At 63.1% G+C, this 20,046-nt stretch carries 18 protein-coding genes and 1 pseudogene; 8 read left to right on the forward strand and 11 right to left on the reverse strand.

Annotated features, from left to right (window positions below; all coding sequences use genetic code 11):
• Nucleotides 1-2: 2 nt before the first annotated feature.
• Genes tssF through HWY30_RS00605 form a run of 4 tightly spaced genes read right to left on the reverse strand, consistent with a single transcriptional unit; the run spans nucleotide 3 to nucleotide 3,795 of the window.
• A complete protein-coding gene (gene tssF, locus HWY30_RS00590) occupies nucleotides 3-1,883 on the reverse strand; it encodes a type VI secretion system baseplate subunit TssF (protein WP_090810718.1) in 1,881 nt (626 codons plus the stop codon).
• Between the two features lies 1 nt (nucleotide 1,884).
• Nucleotides 1,885-2,403: a type VI secretion system baseplate subunit TssE gene (gene tssE / locus HWY30_RS00595; RefSeq protein WP_090810720.1), complete on the reverse strand. Its 519-nt coding sequence runs from the start codon at nucleotides 2,401-2,403 to the stop codon at nucleotides 1,885-1,887.
• Nucleotides 2,400-3,236 carry a type VI secretion system accessory protein TagJ gene (locus HWY30_RS00600; protein ID WP_090810722.1) on the reverse strand — a complete coding sequence of 279 codons (837 nt, stop codon included), beginning with the start codon at nucleotides 3,234-3,236 and terminating at the stop codon, nucleotides 2,400-2,402. Before HWY30_RS00600 ends, tssE begins: the two co-directional genes overlap by 4 nt.
• Complete coding sequence (locus HWY30_RS00605; RefSeq protein WP_244144720.1) at nucleotides 3,220-3,795, reverse strand: TagK domain-containing protein; 576 nt, start codon at nucleotides 3,793-3,795, stop codon at nucleotides 3,220-3,222. Before HWY30_RS00605 ends, HWY30_RS00600 begins: the two co-directional genes overlap by 17 nt.
• A 650-nt stretch (nucleotides 3,796-4,445) precedes the next feature.
• Between HWY30_RS00605 and tssH the strand changes: the two genes are divergently transcribed.
• A complete protein-coding gene (tssH, locus tag HWY30_RS00610; protein WP_090810726.1) occupies nucleotides 4,446-7,139 on the forward strand; it encodes a type VI secretion system ATPase TssH in 2,694 nt (897 codons plus the stop codon).
• 84 nt (nucleotides 7,140-7,223) lie between these two features.
• Here tssH and HWY30_RS00615 read toward each other — a convergent pair whose 3' ends face one another.
• Entirely contained in the window at nucleotides 7,224-7,442 is a 219-nt protein-coding gene (locus HWY30_RS00615; protein WP_143037291.1) for a hypothetical protein, read from the reverse strand.
• Nucleotides 7,443-7,687: 245 nt separating this feature from the next.
• Between HWY30_RS00615 and HWY30_RS00620 the strand changes: the two genes are divergently transcribed.
• Both HWY30_RS00620 and HWY30_RS00625 read left to right on the forward strand, forming a co-directional pair.
• Nucleotides 7,688-8,071 (forward strand): SHOCT domain-containing protein, encoded by a 384-nt coding sequence (locus HWY30_RS00620; protein WP_090810728.1) that lies wholly within the window; start codon nucleotides 7,688-7,690, stop codon nucleotides 8,069-8,071.
• A 105-nt stretch (nucleotides 8,072-8,176) separates the two neighbouring features.
• Nucleotides 8,177-8,731 carry a hypothetical protein gene (locus HWY30_RS00625; protein WP_090810730.1) on the forward strand — a complete coding sequence of 185 codons (555 nt, stop codon included), beginning with the start codon at nucleotides 8,177-8,179 and terminating at the stop codon, nucleotides 8,729-8,731.
• 8 nt (nucleotides 8,732-8,739) lie between these two features.
• Here HWY30_RS00625 and HWY30_RS00630 read toward each other — a convergent pair whose 3' ends face one another.
• On the reverse strand, nucleotides 8,740-10,326 hold the full coding sequence (locus HWY30_RS00630) for a phospholipase D family protein (protein ID WP_090811837.1): 1,587 nt from the start codon (nucleotides 10,324-10,326) through the stop codon (nucleotides 8,740-8,742).
• A gap of 380 nt (nucleotides 10,327-10,706) precedes the next feature.
• Here HWY30_RS00630 and HWY30_RS00635 point away from each other — a divergent pair, with 380 nt between their 5' ends.
• The gene (locus tag HWY30_RS00635; RefSeq protein ID WP_090811839.1) at nucleotides 10,707-11,495 is read left to right on the forward strand and encodes a hypothetical protein; all 789 of its coding nucleotides are present in this window, start codon (nucleotides 10,707-10,709) and stop codon (nucleotides 11,493-11,495) included.
• A 39-nt stretch (nucleotides 11,496-11,534) separates the two neighbouring features.
• Here HWY30_RS00635 and HWY30_RS42410 read toward each other — a convergent pair whose 3' ends face one another.
• Complete coding sequence (locus HWY30_RS42410) at nucleotides 11,535-11,666, reverse strand: hypothetical protein (RefSeq protein ID WP_279613266.1); 132 nt, start codon at nucleotides 11,664-11,666, stop codon at nucleotides 11,535-11,537.
• A 385-nt stretch (nucleotides 11,667-12,051) separates the two neighbouring features.
• Between HWY30_RS42410 and HWY30_RS00640 the strand changes: the two genes are divergently transcribed.
• The 4 genes and pseudogenes from HWY30_RS00640 (at nucleotide 12,052) to HWY30_RS00655 (ending at nucleotide 14,983) form a co-directional block, all read left to right on the forward strand.
• Complete coding sequence (locus tag HWY30_RS00640) at nucleotides 12,052-13,125, forward strand: AI-2E family transporter (RefSeq protein WP_090810731.1); 1,074 nt, start codon at nucleotides 12,052-12,054, stop codon at nucleotides 13,123-13,125.
• A 603-nt stretch (nucleotides 13,126-13,728) separates the two neighbouring features.
• The gene (locus HWY30_RS00645; protein WP_090810734.1) at nucleotides 13,729-14,262 is read left to right on the forward strand and encodes a helix-turn-helix transcriptional regulator; all 534 of its coding nucleotides are present in this window, start codon (nucleotides 13,729-13,731) and stop codon (nucleotides 14,260-14,262) included.
• Nucleotides 14,263-14,270: 8 nt separating this feature from the next.
• Nucleotides 14,271-14,458: pseudogene (locus HWY30_RS00650) on the forward strand (amidohydrolase family protein); the annotation flags it as partial.
• A 111-nt stretch (nucleotides 14,459-14,569) separates the two neighbouring features.
• Nucleotides 14,570-14,983 (forward strand): VOC family protein, encoded by a 414-nt coding sequence (locus HWY30_RS00655; protein WP_090810736.1) that lies wholly within the window; start codon nucleotides 14,570-14,572, stop codon nucleotides 14,981-14,983.
• Nucleotides 14,984-15,098: 115 nt separating this feature from the next.
• Here the strand turns inward: HWY30_RS00655 and HWY30_RS00660 are convergent, their stop codons facing one another.
• The 4 genes from HWY30_RS00660 to treA form a co-directional block, all read right to left on the reverse strand.
• Nucleotides 15,099-15,497, reverse strand: coding sequence for a 2-oxoglutarate dehydrogenase (locus HWY30_RS00660; protein WP_090810738.1), 399 nt, complete (start codon nucleotides 15,495-15,497; stop codon nucleotides 15,099-15,101).
• A 51-nt stretch (nucleotides 15,498-15,548) separates the two neighbouring features.
• On the reverse strand, nucleotides 15,549-17,384 hold the full coding sequence (locus tag HWY30_RS00665; RefSeq protein WP_090810740.1) for a S10 family serine carboxypeptidase-like protein: 1,836 nt from the start codon (nucleotides 17,382-17,384) through the stop codon (nucleotides 15,549-15,551).
• Between the two features lie 547 nt (nucleotides 17,385-17,931).
• Complete coding sequence (locus HWY30_RS00670) at nucleotides 17,932-18,300, reverse strand: DUF2784 domain-containing protein (RefSeq protein ID WP_090810742.1); 369 nt, start codon at nucleotides 18,298-18,300, stop codon at nucleotides 17,932-17,934.
• Nucleotides 18,301-18,354: 54 nt separating this feature from the next.
• Nucleotides 18,355-20,028 (reverse strand): alpha,alpha-trehalase TreA, encoded by a 1,674-nt coding sequence (gene treA, locus HWY30_RS00675; RefSeq protein ID WP_090810745.1) that lies wholly within the window; start codon nucleotides 20,026-20,028, stop codon nucleotides 18,355-18,357.
• Nucleotides 20,029-20,046: the final 18 nt, after the last annotated feature.

Below are 20,046 nucleotides of genomic sequence, written 5' to 3' on the forward strand. Positions count from 1 at the left end.
GCTCATACCGCTCCGCGTCCGCCCATGCGTGGCCGCCATTGGGTGATCAGGCCACGTTGCATCGAACGAAGTTCGGTTTCGGTGAACACGTTGATCGAGACGTGGCGCGCGAGGTAATGCTCGAGCACGAGTCCGAGCAGATACGGGCTGATGCCTGAGAAGCCGGTTTCGTCGACCGTCAGTTCGCAGCGCACGCCACGCCCATACACGAGTAGTCCGTCGCCCGGCAGACGCCGGACCACCGGTTCAGTGCGTGCGCCGACGAGTGCCTCGATCTGCCGTGCCTGTTCGCGCTCGCCTGGGGCGATGAAGAGGCCGAGCATGTTGCGCAGCGCCTGGCCGCCGTCGCCGTGGTCGAGTTCGGCGAGCGGCATGTAGTTGAAGCTCAACTGCCTGATCAGACGCCACGCCGTTTCACCGCTCGCGTACGGCGCGCGCGGCGCGCTCGGTGCATGCACGAGGCGCACGCCCTCGATCGGCACGGAGTCCGACATCGTGAGGTCGGTTTTGCCGTTACGCGGGATCAGGCGCGGCAGGTCACGGTTCGTGACCCACGCTTCGACCGACAGGTAGCGGATGTCGTCAGCGTACGGCGCCTCCGCCTGATCGACGAGCGACACGTAGACCTCGGTCCCGATATACGGCGTACGGGTGCCGTACTTGCGTGCATTGGCCGACAGCGCGCGCTGCTCGCGGCGCACCGAAAAATAGCGGCCGTGGTTGCCCACGTCGCTATGCAGCGTCTGATAAAGCGGATTGAACTCGACTTCGAGCGATGTTTGCGCTCGCTGACCGAATACGCGCGACACCGAAAAAATCTCGTAGTCGAGCGGCCGGGTGCGGTCGGCGAGCAGATGAAAATCGGTTTGCGCGCGATTGATTTCGACGCGGTCGGTGCGCTTGCGAAACAGGTTGATGACCGGCGTACAGAACAGCAGGAAACGCGCTGCGTCGACGTGCGCGGCCAGCTCTTCCGGCAGGCGGTCGAGCAGCAGCACGACCTCGGCCTCCTTGCTGTCCACGCGCGCGAGACCCGCCGCGAGCTGCGTCAGCGCAAAGAAATAGAAGCGCTGGCGGCATGCGAAGTATTCCTGAAGCAGGTTGTGGCCGTGAAACGTATTCCACGTGAGCGGCAGCAGACCCTGTTGCGCTTGCAGACCTTCAAATTCGACCGGTGTTTTCGCGACCACGTGCCCTTCGTCTCTCGACGCGCCGTACGCGCGCACGACGGAGGCGACGCTACCGGCGTGGATCAGCTCGAACAGATGCGAAGCGATACGTTCGTCGCCACCGATGTAAATGGGCAGCCGGTCGAAGTCTGTCATCTGGTTGAACTTCACTTCGCCTGTTGTGCGCAGGCGCAGCCGTAACGCGCCGCGCAATTGCAGGTGCGGCAACAGATGGCGATCGGTGTCGGGGATATCCGGCGGCACGGCGCTGAGCCGGGCTTCAGCGATCTCGATAGGCCATAGCGTGACGTCCTGGCTGCTGCGGAATTCGCACGCGGTTTGCTCGCCGGGCGGGATCGCCGAGCGCAGCATGCTTTGCCGGGGCACCTTCAGCCCTCTCGTGAAATCGCCTTCGCGCAGGCTCGGACGCAACTGCGCGACGGCGATCGACGGCGTCGGCGCGACATAGTTCGGATAGACCACTTCGAGCAGGCGCTGCGTAAAGCGCGGAAATTCGGCGTCGAGTTTGATCTGCGTGCGCGCCGACATGAAGCAAAACGCCTCGATGAGCCGCTCCACGTAGGGGTCGGCAACGTCGATGCCCTCCATGCCGAGGCGGCGCGCGATTTTCGGGTGCTGGGCGGCGAACTCGCCGGCCATTTCCCGCATGTAGGTCAGTTCGCGGCTGTAGTAGTCGAGAAATCGTGGGTCCATGTCAACTTCCCTTGCCGGAGCCCAGCTCGAACGTGACGTGATTCATTTCGATGTCGAATGCACTCTGGATGCGAAATTCCAGTGGATAGGGCGACCAGCGCATGAGGCCATGAATCTCGAACTCGAGCTGGTTGTAGCGTACCGGGTTCTTGCTATTGAGCGGCCGGATGCGCAGCGACTCCGGAATCAGCCGCGGCTCGAAGCGAACGATCGCGTTGCGGACCATCTTCTCGACGGTTTCCCAGTTGCGACTGGTGAGGTAGCTACCGGACAACGCGGGAATGCCGTAATTGACGACCGACGCGGCTAGCATGGGGTAGCGCGCGATGTCCATTTCGTCGTCCAGGTTCGTCGTGTTGAGCAGCAGGCCGAGATCACGCTGGATGATGCGGCGCATGCCTTCGCTGTTGGGCGCATAGGCCTCGGGCCGCTCGCTGCGCCGCGCGGGCGCATCGTCGAGCAGGCGGTCGATCAGCGACGGCATGTAGGCTTGCCGGTGTCGCGCGTCGGAGGTGGTCATACGTGCTCGTCGTGATTGAACCGGCATTCGCCGATGTCGAGCAGGCCGACGGCGCCCTTGTCGGTGCTCCAGGTTTTCTGGCCGAGCGCGATCACGCCGGTTTCCCCTACGTCTTTCCAGGTTGTTTCGCGCGAGAGCCGGGCGGCGGCGGGACCACTTTCCGAGCCTGGATAGCGCACCGGCAGGTAGCCGCGCAGGATAGTCGCGTCGCGTAGGCCCACGACGGCCGAGCGCCAGACGAGGTCGGTCAGCGCGGTGACCGGACCGAGTGTCAGCGATTTCATCGAGTCGAACGGCACCCAGCGATACCCGCCCGCTACGGTCAGCTCACACACGGGGCCCAGCCGGCTATCGCTATCGGTCAGCCACTCGAATGCGCCGATCTGCGTGCTGTCGCCGCGCGTGGCCGGCGCGGCGTTCAACGCGGCGCCGCGCAGTTCGTCGGCGGCGGCGAGGTTGCCCTCGCCCAGCTTGACGTTGGCTTGGAGCAGCGATTTCACCCACTCGGGCAGCGGATTGATCTCGCCCGGCGCGCGCTGACCCGCGAACACCTCGGCGCGGAACATCTCGCTGCGAATCAGCCCGCGATACATCTGGGCGCGCGATGTGCCTTCCGGCTCTAGCGTGGCCCAGGTTTGCAGCTGCTGTAACGCGCGTTTCCATTCACCGTCGAGGCACAACAGCTCGAACAACAGCCAGCGTTCGCGCACGTTCGACGGATGCTTGCGCACGTTGTCGATGGTTTGCTCCTTGAGTTCGCAGTAAGTCTGCGCGTCGAGCAGGCTGCGAAGTGTTGGCGTCTCCGACTTGGGCAGGTTAGCGGTTATTTTCATCTGAAAATTCAGGCTCTTCGTATTCAATCGATTCAGGCATGGCGATGTGGCTGTCCATACTGATCATGTGATGTTCTTCGCGCGCAAGCTGCGCGGTTCTGCTCGCACGGTGCGCGGGAATTCCGCGCGGCGCGAGTAGCGCGAGGATCTCGTGCGTTTCGTCCGACTCGAAAATCTGCTCGGCACTGAACGAGTCAAGGCTATCGAGCAGGGTGTCGATGTTCTTCCCCTTCGTCAGCAGGTCGAACACCGACGCTTCAGCACGCGACGGATCGACAAGCTCGGCGAACGGATCGTGAGGTGAGCCGATGATCGACCCGCCGTGATCTTCGGCCGACGCCTTGGGCTCGTGCGCGTTGCCGCTCTCCTGGCTCAACAGCGCGTGACGATATTCCAGCGTGAGCGCGGCGAGCGGGTCCGCTGCGTCGATGTCGGCTGCCAGAAGCTTTGCCATGCCGTCGTGTGCGCCGGGTTCCGCTGGATTCGGTTCGCGCCGCAACTGCAGCGGATCGTCCTCGTCGGCGAGTGCGATCAGGTCGCTGAAGTCATCCGGCTGCATGAGCACGGGCTCGATCCGGTCCGCCGGAGAATTCACGCTCGACGGTGGTGCCTGGACAAAGTCTCCGGACGCATTCGCTATTTCGAGAGGCGGGTTCCGTGATAAATCGGGCATAGGCTGAAGGTCGGTATGCGCGCTCGGCCCAGCGCGAGGCGAACCCTCCACGCCGGCGTGACTGTTCTCGCCTACGAAGGCCCGCTGGCTTGCCTCACTCATTTCCGACAGATCGATTCGCGAAACGGTTGGGGCGAGCCGGAAAGACTGGATCGTTCGTGCGAAGGTCCTGAGCGCGCTTGCCTCGAAGGGCGAATGGTCCCAGCGTGCGTGATATCCAGTCATGGCCTGACCGGTATGCAACGGCGAATGAGATTTGCCTGGAAAGCGCGCATTTGTAAAAACTCTCTCGCCGCAGAAATAAAAAAATCACCAACTGAAAATGCGGGTTGGCGCGTGGAAGATATGAATGCTACTTCGCGCTCCTCGAGCGGAATATGGGCGACGGCCCAAATACACACAGCGATCGACCGGCTATCCTTTGTCGCTCGATCAGTCTGGCCGGCGCGCTTTGTCGGATACCTGCCCGCGGAGCGCGGGATGCCGACGCGAGGCCACGCCTTTCCGCTACAAACATCTTTACCTGCAACGTCATCATGTCCATTTCACGCCACGCGTTGTTCGGCAAGCTCGGCGCAACGCTCTTCAGGAGCATCGAATCCGCAACGGCGTTTTCCAAGCTGCGCGGCAACCCGTATATCGAGCTCGCGCACTGGCTGCACCAGTTGCTCGCGCAGTCCGATAGCGACCTGCACCGCATCGTCAGACACTGCGGCATCAGCCGCGAACTGCTCGAGCGGGACCTGCAGACCGCGCTTGCCGCGCTACCGTCAGGCGCGAGCGCGCTCACGGATTTTTCGCATCACGTCGAGACGGCAATCGAGCGCGCGTGGGTGGTCGCGACGCTGGCATTCGGCGACGGTCGGATTCGCGGCGCATGGCTGATGGCGGCGCTTGTCGAGACGCCTGAGTTGCGGCGCTTGCTGCTGGCCATTTCACCGGAGTTCGGCAAGATTGCCGTCGACGGCCTTCACGATGCGTTGCCGGCGTGGATTGCCGGCTCCCCCGAAGCGGAGGACACCCCGTACGACCAGAGTGATTTTTCGTCGGCGGTGCCGGGCGAGGCGTCCGGTGCGCTCGCTGCATCGGTGAAGGGCGCGGCACTCGCGCAGTTTTGCGCGGATCTGACCGCACGCGCGCGCGCCGGTGAAATCGATCCGGTGGTTGGGCGCGAAGTCGAGATTCGCACGATGATCGACGTGCTGTTGCGCCGGCGTCAGAACAATCCGTTGCTGACCGGCGACGCCGGGGTTGGCAAGACGGCGGTGGTCGAAGGCCTCGCGCGCGCGATCGCGGCCGGCGAAGTCCCGCCGAAACTTGCCGACGTGCGGCTGTTGAGCCTCGACGTCGGTGCGCTGCTCGCCGGCGCGAGCATGAAGGGCGAGTTCGAGGCCAGGCTGAAGTCGGTACTCGAGGAGGCGGCGAGGTCGTCGGCGCCGGTCGTGCTGTTCGTCGATGAGATTCACACGCTGGTCGGCGCCGGCAGCCAGGCCGGCACCGGCGACGCGGCGAACCTGCTGAAACCGGCGCTCGCCCGCGGCACGTTGCGCACGATCGGCGCGACGACGTGGGCCGAGTACAAGCGGCACATCGAGAAAGACCCGGCGCTCACGCGGCGCTTTCAGGTGCTGCAGATCGCCGAGCCCGAGGAGCCGTCCGCGATCGATATGGTCCGCGGACTCGCGCGCACGCTCGCGAGCCATCATGGCGTCGTGGTTCTGGACGAAGCGATTCGCGCAGCCGTGACACTGTCGCATCGCTACATCCCGTCGCGTCAGTTGCCGGACAAGGCGATCAGCCTGCTCGACACCGCCTGCGCGCGCGTCGCGCTATCGCAGCATGCGCCGCCGCGCGAATTGCAGCGGATACGCGAGCGCTTGCAAGCCGCGCGCGTCGAAGCCGAGCTGCTCGGTAGCGAGGTGCGCATCGGGCTCGGCAGCGAGGCTGCGCTGGCCGACGTCAAGGCGACCATCGCGACGCTCGAGCTCGAGGAAAGTGTTGTCGAAGCCGCCTGGCAGGCCCAGTCCGATGTGGCGAAGGCGCTGGCGCACGCGCGCGAGGTCGAAAGCGAGCGCGCCGCCGCAGCCGGACCTGAGGCCGAAGTGCGCGACCGCGCGGCGACCGCGCTGGAGACGTTGCGCGAGCTGGAGCGGACGTTATCGAACCTGCAGGCGGATACGCCATTCGTGTTCCCGGAAGTCGGCGAAGCGATCGTCGCCGACATCGTCTCTGACTGGACCGGTATTCCAGTCGGACGCATGATCACCGATGAGGTCAGCGCCGTTCAGGTGCTGCCCGCCACGCTGGCAGCGCGCGTGATCGGCCAGCCCGACGCGTTGCAGCAGATCGGCGAGCGCGTGCAGACGGCGCGCGCCGGGCTCGCGGACCCGCGCAAGCCACTCGGCGTCTTCCTGCTCGCGGGGCCGTCCGGCGTCGGCAAGACGGAAACCGCGCTCGCATTGGCGGAGGCGCTCTATGGCGGCGAGCAGAACCTCATCACGATCAACATGAGCGAGTACCAGGAGGCGCATACGGTCTCGGGACTCAAGGGCGCGCCGCCTGGCTACGTCGGGTACGGCGATGGCGGCGTGCTGACCGAAGCGGTGCGCCGACGTCCGTACTCGGTCGTGTTGCTCGACGAGATTGAAAAGGCGCACGGCGACGTGCACGAAATGTTCTACCAGGTGCTGGACAAGGGCTACATGGAAGACGGCGATGGTCGCTATATCGATTTCCGCAATACGACCATCCTGATGACCAGCAATGTCGGCTCCGATCTGACCGCGAGCCTATGCGCGGACGAAATGCTTGCACCGGACTTTGACGGCCTGCGTTCCGCGCTTTCGACGGAATTGCTGAAGGCGTTTCCGGCCGCCTTCCTCGGACGCGTGACGCTGGTGCCGTATCGTCCGCTGGGCTCGGATTCGCTCGCGCGGATCGTGCGTTTGCATCTCGATCGAGTCGTTCGGCGGATGGCGGACAACAACCGCATCGCGCTGAGTTATGCGGCGGAGGTGGTCGACTACATCGTCGGGCGCTGTCTCGTGCAGGAGACCGGTGCGCGTCTTTTGATCGGCTTCATCGAACAGCACGTGCTGCCGCGCCTCGCGCGGCAGTGGCTCGATGCGTTTGCAGCGAAAAGCGCGCTCACGCATATGACGATCGAGGTGACCGATCCGGCCGCGGCACCTGTTGAAGCGCTCGTGGTTCGGTCGTCCTGCCATGTGTAGTCGGCTTCGCACTCGGTGACCTGCGTCGCGAATGACGAGTCGCGTTGATCGTGCCGCGGCGTGACGAGGCGCATAGCCGGCCGGTCAGGGGCTGCATGGATGCTTCGCAAACGTCTCTTTTGGCATTTTTTTTGCCGGGCAAAAGCGCTGGTTTTTTGACATCATTTTCACATATGCATGTTCAATGCCACGCGGCATGATCGCCACACCACCAGAAATCGTCAATCGAACGGAATCCTTAAAAATTGCTCGCGTTACACGATCGGGATAAGCTATAAAGACAAAAAGATCCGCATCATGCATTTGCGGCGCCCGAAGTGAGGAGCACAAATGAAAGACGTGACGAACAGCGGGTTTGTGGCTTTAAACGAGCCATTGAAACTCATGCATGTCTTTCATACAGTATGAATGCGCGTGCGAATCGACATGCGGTCATGGTAGGTTTTCGGCGCTGCCGTGCTGATCGTATGCGTCATCCATAGCGGGGCAACCATAGCTCGAAATCCGTTAAGCCGTTCAATTGCAACCGGAATGACTGGAGAACAACAATGCTTTTCTTTAATGATGGTTTCACATTCCCGAATTTTCTGGCCGACGTTTTCTCCATCTTCATCTTTATCCTGTGGTTCTGGCTGTTGATCACGGTGTCGAGCGACCTGTTCCGCCGCCATGACGTGTCCGGATGGGGCAAGGTTCTGTGGGTGATTTTTCTCATCATCCTGCCGTATATCGGCATCTTCGCGTATCTGCTCACGCAGCATCGCGGCATGGCGGAACGCGATCAGGCGCGGGTCAAGCAGGTGCGCGAAGATCTGCGCAATGTGGTGGGCTTCAGTGTCGCCGACGAAATCGAGAAGCTCGACAAGCTGAAAGCGTCCGGTTCAATTTCCGAGGAAGAGCACTCGCGTCTGCGCGCGAAGCTCGTGCAGTAAGCGTCGGTTACCTGACTGCAGCCATGGGCGAGCGGGCGCGCAGCCCGTGTCGCCTCGGCTTTTGCGCGGTGAGGGATCGTGCGATCGAACGTAACGGGGGAACCCTTGCTTACCCGCCTCGCCCGCGTTCGGAACGCTGCCGCGCGAACCGCGCGCGCGCCGCTGGCATTGCGCCGCGCCGCGCTCACGTGCGCGACGGCGTTGATGCTCGCGGCTTGCGCGCAACCGTGGCAGCAATTCCAGGCGGGTCAGGATCAAGCGGCGATCGTCGCCCGCATGGGTCCGCCGCGCGAAGTCTATGACCTGCCGGGGGGCGGCCGCCGACTGATGTGGCCGACCCAGCCGATGGGCTCGACCACCGTCGCCGCCGATATCGACGCTTCAGGCAAGATCGTGAACGTGCGTCAGGTCTTGCAGTTGAGCGAATTCAATCGCGCGGAAATCGGCAAATGGACGCGCGACGATGTGCTGGTCAATTTCGGCCGCCCCGTGCAAACGCAGTTCTTCCGGCTCTCGCAACGCGAAGTCTGGTCATACCGTTATATCGAAAGCAACATCCACCACATGTTGTTCAATTTCGCGTTCGACACCAACGGCGTGTTGCGCGAGACGCAGCGCACGCCCGATCCCCTGCGAGATCGCGATTTGCGACGATTCTGAACTGTGAGCTATAGCAGCGACTCAATTGGCATAATCGACAGCATCCATACACCGAGCCGTGCGTACCACGTGGTATTCGGTTCGGTGTCGTGGCGGGTTTCGACGTCGCCGTTGGTTTCGATCCAGTACAGCTTGCCGTTTTTGTCGAGATGTACCGCGTACGCGACGCTCGGCAGCAGCGCGAGAAACTTGCGATCGACCCGCGTCGCGAGCTCGGTGCTGTCGATGACGAGTCCAAGCTCGGTATTCAGATGCGCGGAGCGCGGATCGAAGTTGAACGAACCGACGAAGACCCGCTGGGAGTCCACGACGAAAGTCTTCGCATGCAAGCTCGACCCGGAACTGCCGAACGGCCCCGGCGACTGTTCTTTCTTGTAGGTGGCGCCCGCCACGCGCCGCAATTCATACAGGTGCACGCCGTTTTGCAGCAACTCGACGCGCCGCCTCATATAGCCCGAGTGCACGGCGACGACATCGGTCGCTTCGAGCGCGTTCGTCAACACCCGCACGTCGACGCCCTGGGCGGCGAGCCCGCTCAGATACCGCGTGCCCGTGTTTGCCGGCACGAAGTACGGGGAGACGAGGTCGAGCGACTTCGTCGGCTGGCCCATCACTTCGCGGAGCTGGTGGGAAATCAGCGCTTCCGGCGGCGCGTTGTTCAGGCCTTTCGCGGGGTCGTCGCTGATCATCTTCGTTTTGGCCCAGTCGAGCGGCAGCTTGTCGTCGAGCAGGTTCTGCACGACGCGCGGGCCGCGCAGCGCTTGCTTGTACTCAGCGGCGGCAGGATCCTGCTCGATCGCCTGCGCATTACGCTCCAGCGTGGCCAGCTCATCGACGCTCTCGTGCGGCAGGATCTTCCCGACCGGATACGCCGACGCGCTTGCCCAGTAGCGGTCGAAATCGCGCGAGACGTCGGTCGCGGCCGGTCCGACCGCGAGTACGTCGAGGTCGGCGAAGACGACGCCGTCGGTGGCATCGAAGTACTCGTCGCCGATGTTGCGGCCGCCGAGGATCGTCGCGGTGGCGTCGGCGGTCAGGGACTTGTTGTGCATGCGTCGATTGGCGCGCGAAAAGTCGGTCACGAAGCCGAGGATTTTCGGGCTGCGCACGACGAACGGGTTGAACAGGCGCACCTCGATGTTCGGATGCGCGTCGAGCGCCGCCAGTGTCGGGTCGAGCGCGGAGGCGATGCCGAGATCGTCGAGCAGCAGGCGCACCCGCACGCCCCGGTCCGCCGCTTCGTGGATCTGTTCGAGCAGCAGCGTGCCGGTCAGATCGTCGCGCCAGATGTAGTACTGGATGTCGAGCGTGCGTTGCGCGGAACGGATCAGGTCCATGCGCGCGGCAAACGCGACATGCGCATCCGCCAGCGGATAAATGCCCGCCAGCCCCGCGTGCGCGGCCAGCTCGGGCGCGACCGCGCGACCGAGATCCGTGGTGGCCGCCACCGCGGGCGACAACGCATGCGACGTCTGGCGACCCTCGAGCGACGGTAACGGCGCGCAGCCGGCCAGCAGGCTTGCGCACAGCAGCGCGCACAGCGCGCCTCTCCATCGGCGGTGCGGGAACGACGGGTGGTGTATCTGCGCTTGCATGGAGTCCAGGTCTTCGTTTGGGTCGCGCGAGCCGGCCGGTTCCAGAATCGGAACATCGCGTGGCGTTGCTCGACAAAGCTTCGCTCGACCGCCTGTACTGACGGTGTCGCGCGCATGCTTGCACGCAACTTGCATTGGTTGAGAAGAATACTGTGAGCGCATGCCCATCGGTGCGCCGCCCGACGCTCTTGTTGCGCAAAGCGCTTTGTCCGATGATACGAGCAGGCTGCGCGAATTCGAATGGGGGCCAACCCGGCTGCGCATCGACCGCATGGTTTCCATGCTATCGAGCGTGATCCGCTCCGTGTCAGCGTAAAGGGTCATAAAGGGTCCGGTTCACGGCGCCTTCGAGCGTTTCGCCCACTATGGAGTCGAGCAACGTGAAGATCTCCCGCTTGCTGCTTGCTAGCGTGCTGCTTTTCGTGGTGGGCACCGCGCTGCAGATGATATGGCCGCTCGCGCAGCCGGCCTCGTATCACCACTTCGCCGATCAACGCTCGCTGGGGCCGCTGCACCATGCTGCCGACGTGCTGTCGAACGTCGTCATTCTGATCGCCGGTGTGCTCTGTCTGCGTTGGGTCCGGCGCCATGCGTCCGACCAGCCGGCGCAATTTCCCGGCATGGTCGTCGTCGCGCTCGGGCTGCTCTTCACCGCGTTCGGCTCGGCTTACTACCACATGGCGCCGAACGATGCGACGCTCGTCTGGGACCGCCTGCCGATGACCATCGTGTTCGCCGGCATCCTCGCCATGCTATGGACGTCGTGGGGCGGACAGCGCGTCGGCTGGGCGCAGATGCTGATCATGGTGGTCGTGTCGCCCGCCACCGTCGGCTACTGGCTCGTGTTCAACAGCCTGTGGCCTTACGCGATTCTTCAGTTCGGCGGGCTCATGCTGATCGTCGGCCTGACGCTCACGCGCAAGGTGGACGGCGTGATCGCGTGGACGCTCGTGATCGTCTTCTACGGGGTCGCGAAGATTTTCGAAAGCCTCGATTGGCAGATCTGGGAGCTGACGCATCACGTGATCGCCGGCCATGCGTTGAAGCACGTGGCGAGCGGTCTCGCCGGCGCGGCGATGATTCTGGTCGCGAACGCGGCGCCGCGCTCCGTCGCGGGCATCGTGCCGCGTGGGCCGGGCGGTATCGGGCATTCGGGTACGTCGCGTTGAAGCCGCGCCATGGCGAAGTGACGCGGCCTCCGGCCGACGTCACTGCGGTTCGTACCACGAATCCGTCGCCAACGTGCTTACCGGCGGCGTACCGATTTGCAGCGTGATGTCGCGCAACGACGTCAGCTCGATACTGCGCAAGTCGCCCATATAGCGGCGCGAATCGCCCACGCGCGGCGCGGCTTTACTGCATGGATTCGGCCGTGCGCTGCCACCGCGTGACGCAGGTGCTCGCTTCGGATCACGTCAGGTGATTGAAACCGATTAGGGCAGCGTAGCAGATGGGTTTCACGAGCGAATCCGGCGCATCACAACGTTTCGCGACATTCTGCGGGCGCATTTCGAGGTGTCGGCCCGGAGTTTGCCGGCGGAGCGATCTGGCGCGATTTTTATGTGAGCTGTCATCGTTCTGTGCGAAGATCAGTGCTGTCCATCGCGCGACCGGCTGGTAAGGGGATCGCACGGCGGGCGCGTGCCCGGCCATCGCCTTCGTCCTCGGGTGACCTTGGGGCGACTCTCTGGCGCACCTGTTTGCGGATTCATGGAGCACTGACCAATGACCGACAGATTGCAAGCGTCCGTATATGTAGTGGTGCTGCTGCTGATTGTGGGCTGGGTGCTGTATATCGGGCGCGCGGTTTTCGTGCCGATCGTGTTCGGCGCGATCGCGGTATACGTGGTGGTCGACTTCACGCGGCTGCTGCAACGCATTCCGGTGCTCGGCCCGCGGCTGCCGGTCCAGTTGCGCTACGGACTCTCGATGTTCCTGATCGGCGCCGCGATCTTCTTCGCGGTCGACATGCTCGTCGAGAACTACGACGCGCTCGTCGCGCTCGCGCCGCGCTACCAGGACTCGGTCCTGCTGATGATCCACAAGATTTCGACGCTGCTGCACCTCGAAAGCGAGCCGACGTGGGAATCGCTGCGGCGGAACATACTCACACAGTTGAATATTCAGGCGATGGTGACCGGCATGCTGGCGTCGCTGTCGTCGGTGATCATCGACCTGTTCGTGATCGTGCTGTATGCGAGTTTTCTGCTGGTCGAGCGCCGGACGTTCGGCGACAAGCTGACGAACATGACCGCCAATTCGACCAACGCGGCGCGTATCCGGGGCGTGGTCACCGACATCAACCGGCGCATTGGCGCCTATCTCGCGCTGAAGACGTTTCTCGGCGTGCTGCTAGGCGGGATCTGCTGGCTCTTGATGCGCAGCGTCGGCCTCGAGTTCGCCGGGCTGTGGGCGATACTGACCGCGCTGCTGAACTACGTGCCCTATATCGGCTCGGTGCTCGCGATCGTGTTCCCGGTGCTGATGTCGGTGCTGCAGTTCGGCGACCTGAATTCGATCCTGGTCGTGCTGGTGTCGCTGACCGCGATTCACTTCGTGATCGGCAATATTCTCGATCCGTATCTGACGGGCAACTCCCTGAACCTGAGCCCGTTCGCGATTCTCGCGAGCATGGCCGTGTGGTCGGCTTTGTGGGGCGTGCCGGGCGCCTTTCTCGCGGTGCCGATCACCGCCAGCATGACGATCATTTTCTCCGAGTTCGAAATGACGCGGCCGGTTGCGGTGCTGCTGTCGAAAAACGGCCGGCTCACTTACGGCAAGACCGAACAGACCGCGTGAAGCGCCCACCATGGCGGACATATGATCGACCCGGCGCATGAAATGAAAACGGCCCGGGCGGAATAGTCCGCGCGGGCCGTCGAATGAAACACGTCTATCTCGACGCGTGCGGCTTACCGCCGCCACACGCTGTTGCCATCAGCGTTTAACGCTTGCTGCTTACTGTGAAGAACCCGACCACGTCTGGCCGGTCGTCGCCGGTGCTGATGTAGTTGTAGGCGAACACGACGTTCTTCAGGTAGCCGTCGAACGCGATCTTGCCGGCCGACGAAGTCGTGGTGCTGCCGGTCGCCAGCGCCTGCGTGACCGCCTTCGACGCCGAACCCGGGTCAACGCGTCGGTGTTCTTCGCGGTATCGTCCACAGCACCATTGCCATCTCTTTAAATAAATCGAAAAATTTTCGAGTGGCCTTTGACGCGAGGTTCACGCAAAGCCGTGCAACAATGGCCTCGGGTTGCGGCCAGGGGCCGCAGCTTGTGCGTCGTTCCATCAACACGAGGCCTGCCGCTCGATGACAAAGCCTGCCTGGACGCTCCTCATGGCCGCGATCGTTCTCGGCGCGGCGGCGGCCGGGCATCGGCTATCGGTTCTAACGCGAACATATGCCCGGCTCACACGACCCTGCAGTCCAGCCGACCCCCGTCTCGGGCGGCGCCGAAGCACTCGAAGACCCGGCTCTGCTGCGTCGCCTGCTGCGTGCGAAAGACCGCATCGATGTGGCCTCGCACGAAGCCTGGCCCGTGCGGCGCCTGGCTGAAGTCAGCGGCGTGTCGGAGGCGCACTTCGCGCGTTCGTTCAAGCGGGCCTTCGGCGTGCCGCCACACCGCTATCTGCTGACGCGGCGTATCGAACAGGCCACCACACTGCTGCGCGATACCGACCTCGGCATCACCGACATCGCGTTCGCGACCGGCTGGGAAAGCCTCGGCACGTTCGGCCGCGTCTTTCGCGACATTACCGGCCTGAGCCCGAGCGAGATGCGCGTGCAGGCACGCGCCAATCCCGCTGAACTCGATCGCGTGCCCGCCTGCGTGCTGAAGGCCGCGCAACGCCCCGATCTGACGACCGCAGTTCTGGAAAAGCGCCGCCGCGTGGTCGGCGACACTGCCGAGCCTCCTATCAGCGAGACGTCGTGAATGAGGGTATCGGTGCATTGAGCCGGGTCGTCGATGGCGTCGACGCGTTGCGCCGCGCCGTGCGCGAAGAACTGCAGATGGGCGCCGACCAGATCAAGATCATGGCCTCCGGCGGCGTCGCGTCGCCGACCGATCCGATCGGCGCGCTCGGTTACCGGAGGACGAGATTCGCGCGGTCGTCGCCGAAGCCGGCGCGCCGGCGTGCCGAAGGCCGGGCTAACGCCCGAATCTGCCGATCGCAGTTTTGGAGAAGCGCCGCCGCGTGGCCAGCGATACAGTCGAACCCTCAACCAGCGAGGGAGGAGTGATGAATCAGGGTATCAATGTGGTCGGTTTGTACGTCGACGATCAGGATGCGGCGCTTTCGTTCTACGTCGACAAACTCGGCTTTCGCGTCCACACCGACGTGCGCAACGGTGCTTACCGCTGGCTCACGGTCCAGCACCCGGAACAGCCGACTTTCCAGTTGGGACTGTTCGCGCCGGGGCCGCCGGTCCACGATGAAGCGACCGCGCAAACGCTGCGCGCGATGGTCGCGAAGGGGGCGATGCCGCCATTGGTGCTGTCCGTTGCCGACTGTCGCGCGAGCTACGAGCAGTTGAAGGCGCGCGGCGTGGAATTCACGCAGGAGCCGGTGGATCGTTTCGGCAGCGTCGATGCGGGCTTTCGCGATCCGGCGGGCAATGGATGGAAGATGATCCAGGCGGCAACGGGCAAGTGAGCGTGAGCGATCCGCCGCGCGCGGGCGCGGCGCGCAGCCGCATACGGCCGGCGGTGCGTCGCACGATCGCGACGCACCGCCGGCCGTCATCCCGGACCACTGGACTAGCTGACTCTCACTGCTGATGCTGCTGCAGATACTGCCGAACGTCGTTCAACGTCACGCGGCCCGAATGCGCGGTATCGATCTCGTCAAAATGCCTGGCGATATAGCCGAGCCCATTGCTTTGCGCCTGGGCCTTGGTGATCGACGAGCCGTTGCTGAGCACCGATTTCGCGCCCAGTCTGCTCTCCACGCGCTGCTGAGCCTGCTGCTGCAGCGTCGAGCCGGTGGTCGGCGCGACCGCGTTGGCACGGTTGTGAGGAAAGAACGGACCGTCCACACCGTGTTCGCCGTTGGGTAGCGTCACGGGCGCCACCGGCTGGGGCGGCAACGCATGCGCACTGCCGACGATCACACCGAGGACGATCAATGCCAGAGTACGTCGCAAGATATCGATTGAAGACATGATCATTCGCCATAAAAAGTAGTCAGAGGGTTTCGCGCGAAGCGAAACCACCACCGATCAGGGCGCGGCCGCGGCGAGCGCCTCGCTCGTCGGCGTAGCGGCTGACGCTTCGTCGGCCCACGGCTGAGGCAGCGTCGCGAGCGTCAGCGCGCCCGCTATCGGCGTGCCGCCATAGAAGGCCGCGAGATCCGCCTTCATCTGCGGGCGCGCCACGTCATCCAGATAAATCATATGTCCGCCCTGGAAGAAGTTGACCTGCAGATTCGGGTTGAGACCCTGGACCGTCTTGAGCCGCGCGAGCTGCTTCTCGGTATTGAAGAACGGCGTGGCGAGATCGTGGAAGCCGTTTTCCGCCAGCACCTTCAGTTGCGGATTCAGCGTTAGCGCGCCGAGCAGATCGGGGATCGTGTCGGGCAGCGGCTGGCCGCCGTGCGAGAAATCCCACACCTCGATGATCGCGTCGTTCAGCGGCATGTACGCCGCGTTCGGCGCCGTGTAACCGAGGTAATCCGGCATCTGTGTCGCCAACGCATTGGTGAATGGCAGCGAGATCAGGATGTCCGACGGGTCGCCGTCGCTCTGCAGACGCGAGTCCGAGTTGGGCAACGACACGCGACCATCGTAGCGGCCTATCGTCGAGCCTGGCACCAGCGTGAGGTTGAACGGATTGACGTTGAAGTAGCCCTGCATCGCCTGCAACGTGAGACCGGATTCGGCGTCCCAGAACTTCTCCAGCCACGTGGGCGGGAAGTTCGGCGGTCCCGCGTAGGTGGGCGCGCCGAGCTGGCTCAAGGTCCAGTACAGCGAATAATTCTTGAACAGGTTGTAGTTGGCGGTCACGAACGCCTCGCTGCGAAGCGCGTAGGTCGCCTGACTCACTGGCGCTGGCGATACCTGGTTGTAGTACGCCGCGACCTCGGCGTAGCCCGGCATGTAGCCGCTCAATGTATCGGTTTCGAGCGCGAGCTGGTCGGGCGAACCCGTGATTGCCACCGCCTCGATCGCATCCGCGAAGTAGTTCAGGATCGAAGACTGCAGCGTGATCCCCGTCAGTTGCACGCCGGCCGATTCGAGCGCGAGCGCGAGGATGTCGGTGCGAGGCGTGCCGTACGATTCGCCGTACAGATAGATCGGCGAGCTGCTGCGTGAATTGACCGTCAGGTAGCGGATGATGAAGTCGCGCATGATGTTCGCGTCCGCATCGGTGCTCCAGTAGGTCTGGTTCGTGTTCGGCAGGATCGCTTCGGAGAGGCCCGTGCCAGGCGGATCGATGAACACGAGATCGGTCGTGTCGATCAGGCTCTCGGTGTTGTTCACAAGCGGGTAGTTCGGCCAGCTGGTGCCGTTCAGCAGCGGATCGGTGGTCGCGACGCGCGTCGGCGCGAACGATCCGAGACGCAGCCAGATCGACGAAGAACCCGGCCCGCCGTTATAGACGAACGTAACGGGGCGCGGTTTGCCATTCGTGCTCGGCGCCGTGTAGGCCACGTAGGACATCGTCGCTTCGGGTGCGCCGCTCGTCAGATCCATCGCGGTCAGGTGGCCGGTGGTCGTCGTGTAATTGACGGTGGTGCTGCCGGACGTCCATTGGTAATGCATGATCGCCGCTTTCTCCGCGACTAGCGACGCGGCTATCCCGGACGTCGCACTCGTCGAATAGGTGGTGAGATCGGTGTAGGGCTGATTGGCGGATGGCGTCTGCGGCGCCGACGCCGCTTGCGCCTGATTGGCGACCTGCGCCATGCCGCTCGGTACCGCCGACGCCGACGAACCTCCGTCGCTGCCGCCGCATCCGGCGAGCATAACGATTCCGAGTGTCAGCGCGCTTAGCGCGGCGAGCCGGCCATGACGACGGACGCGACCATCGTCGGTACTCCTTCTGTCTGGATTCATCTCGTTCCCTGGTGAGTGATACCGCTACACAAAGGCCGCTTTTCGCAATGCATTAATTCAAAATACTTGCATCAATATTTCCATTCGCTTTCTGAAATTACTAATTGAATGGATAAATGGATTCCCTGTCGATTTATCTCGACATTTCAAGAGAAATTTAAAATTGAATCTTTCCGTTGCTTACAGCAAGAGTGAAAATAGGATGCGAAATGCGGTCTTGTCAAGGATCAAGCGGCAATTATGCGATTCAGAATAAAGTCGGATTTTGTGGAGGAGTAGCGCTTTGAGATCGAGCGTTGGCGCGGTCGCCGCCGCATGGGGGCAGAAAAACGCTGGCGGATTTATCCGAATTGCATTGAATGGCGACGACGAACTGCGGATTTTCGTGGCTATGTCGTCGGAATTAATTGCATTTGATAAATATAACTGAATGGTAAATTTAACCGGTGAAAACGCGTCCTCAATAGAATTAAAAAAAATAGCAGGCTGGGGAATTTCCGTCCGGGCGGCGTCGATCGCTTCGGCGAGCGGGGCGGCGGTACGCCCGTCACGCTCGTGGCCGAATTCGGAACCACGTAACAATCACTGCCAGCAAGAACGCGACATAGGCGACTACGAACACCCAGCCCGGAAAGTCGTAATACAGCCAGGCGCTGACCCAGCGCTGTATGAAGCCTTGCGGACCGACCGTTCCCGTGCGCAGACGATCCTCCAGAACGGTTAACGGGCACGGCACATTGAGCACCGCAAGGGTCGCCACGATACCGATGGCGAGAACATGTACCGTCCGGAATGTGCGATTGCGCGCCCACGGGAGTCCCAAACCGTGGGCGATCCAGATGGCGAATAGTCCGCCGACGATAAACACCACGATCAGCGCGTGCAGCACGAGAACAATATTGGCGAGCCAGATCATTCTGCTTCCATTGGGACTAGCCGCACGACACTCGCTTGACGATGCCGCGGGGACTCACTGCCCATTGCCATACAGATCGAGCAGCATCAAGGTTACGCCATTGGTCCACCCGAAGCCGTCCTGCAGCGGATACTCGCCACCCCCGCCGCCGCCTTCGCCCGCGCCTTCCACGACGTATTTCTCGACGAGCTTGTGCTGCGTGTTGTAGACGTTCTCGACGTCCGCGAGAAAGCGCGTGCCGATCGGCTGCGCGAGGTCGGCGCGTCCGTAGCGCTTGAGGCCCTGAATCGCGATCCAGTGCAACGGCGCCCAGCCGTTCGGCGCGTCCCATTGCTGCGTGGTGTTATAGGTCGACGTCGTGAGGCCGCCCTGCTTGAGCAGCACATTCTGCACGGTCTGGGCGGTCTTCCACGCGCGATCGGGCCACGCCACGCCGGCCATCAGCGGATACAGCATCGCCGGTGTCTGGTTGTCGCGCGACTTGCCGAGTTGCCAGTCATAGTCGCCGTAGTAGCCGTTGCTATTCCACAGATAGCGGTTGATGCCTTGCGCGCGCCGCGCCGCGTAGCCGATGAACTGCGCGACGCAACGGAAGTCGCGTGTCTCCGAGCAGCCGCGCGCGATCGTCGTCTCCAGATGGAACAACAGGCTGTTCAGATCGACCGGGATGATCGATGTCGTGCGCACCGTTGCGAGCGTCTGGTTGTCGCCGAACCAGCGTGAGCTGAAATCCCAGCCGCTTTCGGCGGTCGCGCGCAGATCGCGGTAGACCTGGTTGGCCGGCCGGGCGCTCGCCTGCGCGGTCTGCACGTCCTCGAGGTACGACTCGTCGCGCGGCGTGTCCAGATCGTCCCAGTAGCGGTTCAGCACGGTGCCATCGTTGAGCACGACCACATTGTGCGTAGCGCCGCCGGGCGGCGTGCTGGACGAGCCTTGCATCCAGTACGCGTACTCCTTGCGCAGCACAGGCAGGTACTTCTGATAAACCTTGTTGCCTTCCTTTTGCGCCGCGAGCTCCACCATATACGAGTAGAACGGCGGCTGCGAGCGGCTCAGATAGTACGTGCGATTGCCGTTCGGTATGTGGCCGAACGTGTCGATCATGTACGCGAAGTTGTCGAGCATATCGTCGACGAGATCTTCACGTCCGGACTCCTGCAGCCCCAGCATCGTGAAATAGGTATCCCAGTAGTAGCCTTCGCGAAAGCGGCCGCCCGGCACGACGTATGGTTTGGGCAGCGGGATCAGCGAGCTGTAGTCGGGCGCGCTCGTCGTCGTGCGCGTGAGGCCGTCCCAGAGCCAGTCGATGTGCTCGCGCAGACTCTGGTTCGGCGGCGGCGTGATGCTCTGATCGGGCGGCGGCGTGAAGTACTGGCTGACGAATTTCTGCAGCGAAAAGCCGGGCTGGTTCTTCTGCGTTTCGTATAGCTGGACGATCGCGGCGGGATTGCCATTCGGCGTCGCGTCGACGAACGTCTTCTGGTCGGCGAAGATCTGCGCGGTTTGCACGGCGACGAACAGATCGCCGTACAGAATGTCGGGCGCCGGCGGCAGCGTAGCGCCCACCTGGATATCGGCCAGACAGCTCGCGGATGAGAAGACGAGCGAGGCGATGCAGGCGACGCCGAGCGTGATCGGCGAACGCCGCGGCACGAAGTACTTATTTGAGCTGGGGAAGAGATGCGCGGTTGATGCATTGCGGCTGCGAGACAGTGATTGAATGCTCATGATGCCTCCAAGGTTGTG

It is taken from the genome of Paraburkholderia tuberum STM678 (genome assembly GCF_902833905.1).
GTDB lineage: Bacteria > Pseudomonadota > Gammaproteobacteria > Burkholderiales > Burkholderiaceae > Paraburkholderia > Paraburkholderia tuberum.